Consider the following 5,128-nt stretch of genomic DNA (forward strand, 5'->3'; position numbering starts at 1 on the left):
CCACACGCAGGTACACAAGAACCGACCCGGGGCCAGGACACGATCCAGGTAGCGGATCGTGATGGCGATCTTCTTCACCGCCGTCCGGTGCCGCACCTGCCGGTCCAGCTTGTCCAGGACCCGCAACGACACGACCAGGCGGACCGGACGACGTCCTCGCCCTGCGCGCGCCCGCGCTGCTGATCGTCCGCTGGGTGGGCTCAAGGAGTGTCGGACGGCGGCGCGGCCGGTGCCCGCCTTGCCGTTCCCGGCAGGGGCGATCCTGCGGCCCGTCACCTGTGGCACTGCTCGGGTGAACAGGGCCGGTCCGTGCCGGTTCTCCTGGTCACCTGCGGCGCCGTCGGCGTCTCGATCTGTCTGGCCGCTCTGCGCGCCCTGGCCGGGCGCTGTTCTGGGCGTGTGCTTCCTGTAGTGGAGGCCGGGAGCGAGGGTGGGCGATGGCGCCTGAGCCGAGGCGCCGGCCCGGCGGTAGGCCCTGGTCCCCTCGGGGTCAGGGCCTTCGCATTGTCGGGGTTTCAGCTGCCGGGGGCGGCTGGCTGGGTTCGTCCGGGTCGGGCGGGGGTGCCGTGTCGAGGTTCGTGATCCGTCATCACCGGACGCACAATGAGTTACCGATTGTGCTCTCCGTGACGGCCGGTCGGTCGGTTTCCCTGGCTTGCCGTGCCTGTGTACACCGACCGGAAGGATGACTTCGCGTGGCCGTCCGCCGCCCCTTCACCCGGGCGCCGTCTGTGTCCTGTTCCTCGGTGTGCTCGCCGGGCCGTTCGGCCCGGCGGCCGGCGCCGCCGAGCCCGAGCCCGTGTCCGAGCCCGGGCAGTTCGGTGTCGTCGCGCTCGACGCCCTGGCCTACCTGGGCCCGGATTCGGTTCGGGCGCGGGTGTCCTACAGCTGTGTGGAGGACTCCGGGACCGCACTGACCGTCGCCTTCGAGCAGGAGCGCGCCGACGGCCTGGAGGCGGCCGGGAACGCCACGACCGACCAGGTCGTCTGCGACGGGCTGACCCGCAGCGTCACCCTCGATGTGGTGCGCAGCGAGGGCGGCGCCGAGTTCACCGACCCGGCCGTCGGCTGGGCGTCCGTCACGCTGGCCGGCGACGAGGAGCCGGTCGCCGAGGAGGGGTTCGACGTCGGTCGTGAGGGCCGTTCGCTGGGGCGGAGCAACACCGGTTACCGGTGGAAGCGGGCCGTGATCCCCTACGAGATCGACCCGGCGCTGGCCGCCGACAAGTCGGAGGAGGTCAGGGCGGCGATGGCGCACTGGAGTTCGCGGACGCCCGTGGTCTTCGTCGCCCGCACGGCGGACAACGCCAGGTTCTACCCGGATTACGTGTCCTTCCGGCCCACGCGAGCAGCTGCAACTCGTACGTGGGGCGGATCGGCGGCGAGCAGGCCGTCAACATCCCCACCTGGTGCACGACCGGCAGCATCATCCACGAGGTCGGCCACGCGGTGGGTCTGTGGCACGAGCAGTCCCGGCCCGACCGCGACAGCAACGTCAAGATCGACCTCACACCCGTGAAGGAGTCCTCGCGGCACAACTTCGCCAAGCGCGACGACGGCACCTTCGACACCGCCTACGACTTCGGGTCGATCATGCACTACGGGCCGAAGGCGTTCTCCGGCAACGGCGCGGACACGATCACGCCGCTCAAGCCGCTTCCCCCCGGTACCGTGATGGGCCAGCGCGAGGGCCTGTCGGAGGGTGACATCCAGGCCGTCGCCGCCATGTACCGGTAGCGGCCGCGCCGCGCCCGCCCCACCGCCGGCACTGCAGCGCCGGCTCGGCGCACGTCCGCCCGGACCTGACCCGGGGCGACGTCTTCCATACCGGCGTCACCCTGGCACCGGTCCGCGAGATCCCCGTGAGCATCACGGGGAACGGCGCGGGAGGCCGGGCGGTGATCAGGTCCGGGTGTGGTGCTCGATGTCCTCCTGGAAGTCGTCCAGGGCCTTCGGGGTGAGGGTGGGGCGGGTGTCGGCGATCGCGGCGAGGAAGTCGTCGGTGGTGGCCGGGGTCCCGGTGCGGTGTGTGATTTCGCGTTCGAAGGCGTGTTGGGCGCCTTTGCGGGCGGCGTACTCGATGTCGGCGGGGGTGAACATCTCGCTGGCGGTGACCAGTTGGCCGACCTCGATGACCGGGGCGGTGGGGCCGAGGTAGCGGCGCCAGATCGCCTCGCGGGCAGCGGGGTCGGGCGGGCCGACCGGGATGATGTAGTCGAACCTGCCCGGGCGCAGGAACGCCGGGTCCAGGGTGCGCAGGGAGTTGGTGGCGCAGACGAGCAGCCGGTTGTCGTGGTCGCGGAACGCGGGGATGAGTTTGAGGAGTTCGTTGGTGACGCCGTGTCCGGGGTCGACCGCGTGGCCGGAGCGGGCGGCTGCGATCTCCTCGACCTCGTCGATGAACAACAGGACGCTGTCCAGCTCGGCCAGGTCCGCGAACGCGTCGCGCAACGAGGCGGCGAGTGCCCCGTCGGAATCGGCGGCCAGACGGGAGGGGAAGAGTTCCACGAACGGCCAGCCGAGGCGGGAGGCGATCGCCTTGGCGAAGGTGGTCTTGCCGGTGCCGGGCGGCCCGAACAGGACGACCGCCTTCGGGGGGCGGACGCCGTAACGCTCGGCGACCTCCGGCTCGGCGAGCGGCAGAACGATGCGTTTCTCGATGGTGTCCTTGGCCTCGAACATGCCCGCCAGCTGCTCCCACAGGCCGCGCGGCAGGACCCGGCCGCCGAGCTGGGCGAGCAGTCCCGCGTCCTGCGCCCCGGCGGGCTCCAGTTTCTCGTAGTAGACCAGACCGTCCAGGCGGCGGTAGCCGGAGTTCTCCAACGCGGTGGTCCCGCTCGAGCCTGGGGTGAGGACCGCGCTGATCCTGCGTACTCCGCGATCGCGCAGCTGCCACTCGACCTGGGCGATCAGGGCACTGCCCAGTCCGCGGTTGCGCCACGCACCGGACAGGGCCGTGATCAAGATCCAGCCACGCTCGCCCTCGACGCGGGCCACGGCCATCCCGACCAGTTCCCCGTCCACCACCGCGACCACCGCGGGCTGGCCCGCACGGGCGGCCGACACGACCTCGGAGACCGGGAACACGGCAACGGACAGGTCGGCCTGCAGACCCTGGTCCCACAACCGGATCGCCTGGTCCAGGTCGTCATCATGGAAGTCCCGCAAGCGCCACACCGACATGACCGCCTCCTCGTCCTGGAACCATGGTGTGCCTGCCACCGGCCGCAACGCCTCCTCTCGGACCCCACGACCGGCGCCGGGGCCGGCCCGCATCCCGGCGGGGAGCGTCTTCGTCGACCATTGGCGGGCGTAGGCCCTGAGCCTGGATGCCGGCCGCTCGGCGCCAGTCGTACCGCGGTCGGCCTCCACGAACGCCCACAGCCGCACCGTGCCCCGACACCTGCGGGCCGGGGGCGTAGCAGTGGAGCAGCCGTCGGGGCGCACCGTCCCCTCCCGTCCCTCGGCGCAGCGGTGGTCCCGTCCCTCGGGTCGGCCAGGCGGGGGCGCCGGCCTTCACGCGCATGAGCATCCGGGCGATCGGCGGGTGGCCGTCTGCGAGGCCTGGAGATCGCGGATGGTCACGTCCGCTGGCGGGCGGCCTGCTCGCCGGTGTCGGCCAGGACGAACAGCAGCCGCGGGAGGACGGCGTGGTGCTGCCGCCTGGCCGGGGCTCTACGGGCGTGGTCCAGTTCTCGCGTCGGGTCCCGCTGCCCGGTGGCCCGCCGCCGATGGTTTTCGGGGAGTGCCCGACAGGGGACCTGGGGCCGGGGATACTGCGGGCATGGTCTTCTACGTGCTCGCTGCCCTGCTGTTCGTCCTGTTCGCGGCGGACATGCTGATCGGCCTCATCACCCGGGACAGGGGCGAGGGGTCGCGCTGGGAGAAGTGGCAGATCTTCGGCTACGGACCGCTGTTCGTGGCCGTCTGCCTGGCGCTGGCACTGGACGTCTCCCTCGAACCTGGCTGGTCGTGGGCCGCCCGACGTCCCGTTCTCCTCGGACTTCCGGTGGTGGCCGGTGTGTTCGGCATCGGCTGGTTCGTCACCTTTCGGCGCCGCCTGCGCGCGAGGAGGGCCGCCCGCGGGTGTGCGGAGCCGCCGACCTGACGCCTGCGGGTGGCGGGCGGGCCGGTGGCGAACCCCCGGGTGCGAGCGGCCCCTGCACCGCCCGTTCCCGCCCGCCCCTACCGTGGTGCGAGCACTGCGCGGCGTCCGTCAGGGCAGGCACAGCATGTGCGGCGGGCAGAGCTGATTCGGCCGCCAGGTGATGGTGACGGCCCCGTCGGTTCCGTTCGCACCGTCCGCTCCGGCGACGGGCCTGTCGCCGAAGGTGCCGTCGCCGCCGGGGCGGACCTTGTTCCAGGGGTCACCGGCGTTGCCCGCGTTGCTGTCGAAGATGCCACCCTTGCCGCCTTCACCGCCCGAGCCTCCGGCTCCGCCCGGCCCGCCGTTGCCTCCGGCGCCGTGCTGGGCCGCGCCGCCCTGCCCGGCGGGGCCGTGCTCCCCGCGCAGGCCTCCGGCACCGGGCTTGCGTCCCTTGCCCGCGGCTCCGTCCCGGCCGGCTCCGCCGCTCCTGCCGTCAAGGCCCGGGGCCTTCGTGGGCTGCGCCTCCTTGTAGCCGCAGACCGACTTGCCGTGCCACAGTCCGCCGGTGCCTCCCTTGCCGGGGCTGCTGCTCCCGGCGCCGCCGCCTCCGGGAGCGCCGTTGCTGGTGGTGCCGTTGTCGCCGCCCCGGCCGGGCTGTCCGGCGTGGCCGGCGGTGCCGGGAGCGCCGCCGCGGCCGCCGTCCACGAGGGTCAGGAACTCGGCCGGCCCCGGCAGGTAGTAGAGCGGCCCGCCCGGAAGGCGGGGATCCATGATGAAGGTGTAGGTGCCGTCGGCGCCCGCGGTGGCCGTCCGTCCGTCACTGCCGCGCGTGCCGTCCGTGCCGCCGCCCCAGGCGGTGCCACCGCCCAGGCTGCCGCCGTCGTCGGGATCACCGCCGCCCTCGCCGGCCGCACCCCCGCGGCCGCCCGTACCGCCCCGCCCCACCGTGATCCGCAGGACGGTCCCCGGGTCGACGAAGGCGGTGCAGGTGACATACCCGCCGGAGGCGCCCCCGCCGCCCCCGCCGCCGGCCGAACCGCC

4 protein-coding genes are annotated in these 5,128 nt (G+C 73.2%); 2 read left to right on the plus strand and 2 right to left on the minus strand.

What is annotated here, in order from left to right:
* Positions 1-1,365: 1,365 nt before the first annotated feature.
* On the plus strand, positions 1,366-1,737 hold the full coding sequence (locus tag AA75_RS52415; protein WP_051813355.1) for a M12 family metallopeptidase: 372 nt from the start codon (positions 1,366-1,368) through the stop codon (positions 1,735-1,737).
* A gap of 165 nt (positions 1,738-1,902) precedes the next feature.
* Here the strand turns inward: AA75_RS52415 and AA75_RS25710 are convergent, their stop codons facing one another.
* Positions 1,903-3,183 (minus strand): ATP-binding protein, encoded by a 1,281-nt coding sequence (locus AA75_RS25710; RefSeq protein ID WP_033822626.1) that lies wholly within the window; start codon positions 3,181-3,183, stop codon positions 1,903-1,905.
* Between the two features lie 601 nt (positions 3,184-3,784).
* Here AA75_RS25710 and AA75_RS25715 point away from each other — a divergent pair.
* Entirely contained in the window at positions 3,785-4,108 is a 324-nt protein-coding gene (locus AA75_RS25715; RefSeq protein ID WP_033822627.1) for a hypothetical protein, read from the plus strand.
* 108 nt (positions 4,109-4,216) lie between these two features.
* On the opposite strand, the gene AA75_RS49770 is transcribed toward AA75_RS25715, so the two are convergent.
* On the minus strand, positions 4,217-5,128 hold a 912-nt coding region (locus tag AA75_RS49770; protein ID WP_033822628.1), incomplete at its 5' end, for a hypothetical protein.

The organism is Kitasatospora sp. MBT63, from assembly GCF_000710465.2.
Classification (GTDB): domain Bacteria; phylum Actinomycetota; class Actinomycetes; order Streptomycetales; family Streptomycetaceae; genus Kitasatospora.

What these genes read in the sequence shown, in the direction of transcription:
- AA75_RS25710 (WP_033822626.1), bottom strand. Translation starts at nt 3,183, where the DNA reads ATGTCGGTGTGGCGCTTGCGGGACTTCCATGATGACGACCTGGACCAG.
- AA75_RS25715 (WP_033822627.1), top strand. Translation starts at nt 3,785, where the DNA reads ATGGTCTTCTACGTGCTCGCTGCCCTGCTGTTCGTCCTGTTCGCGGCG.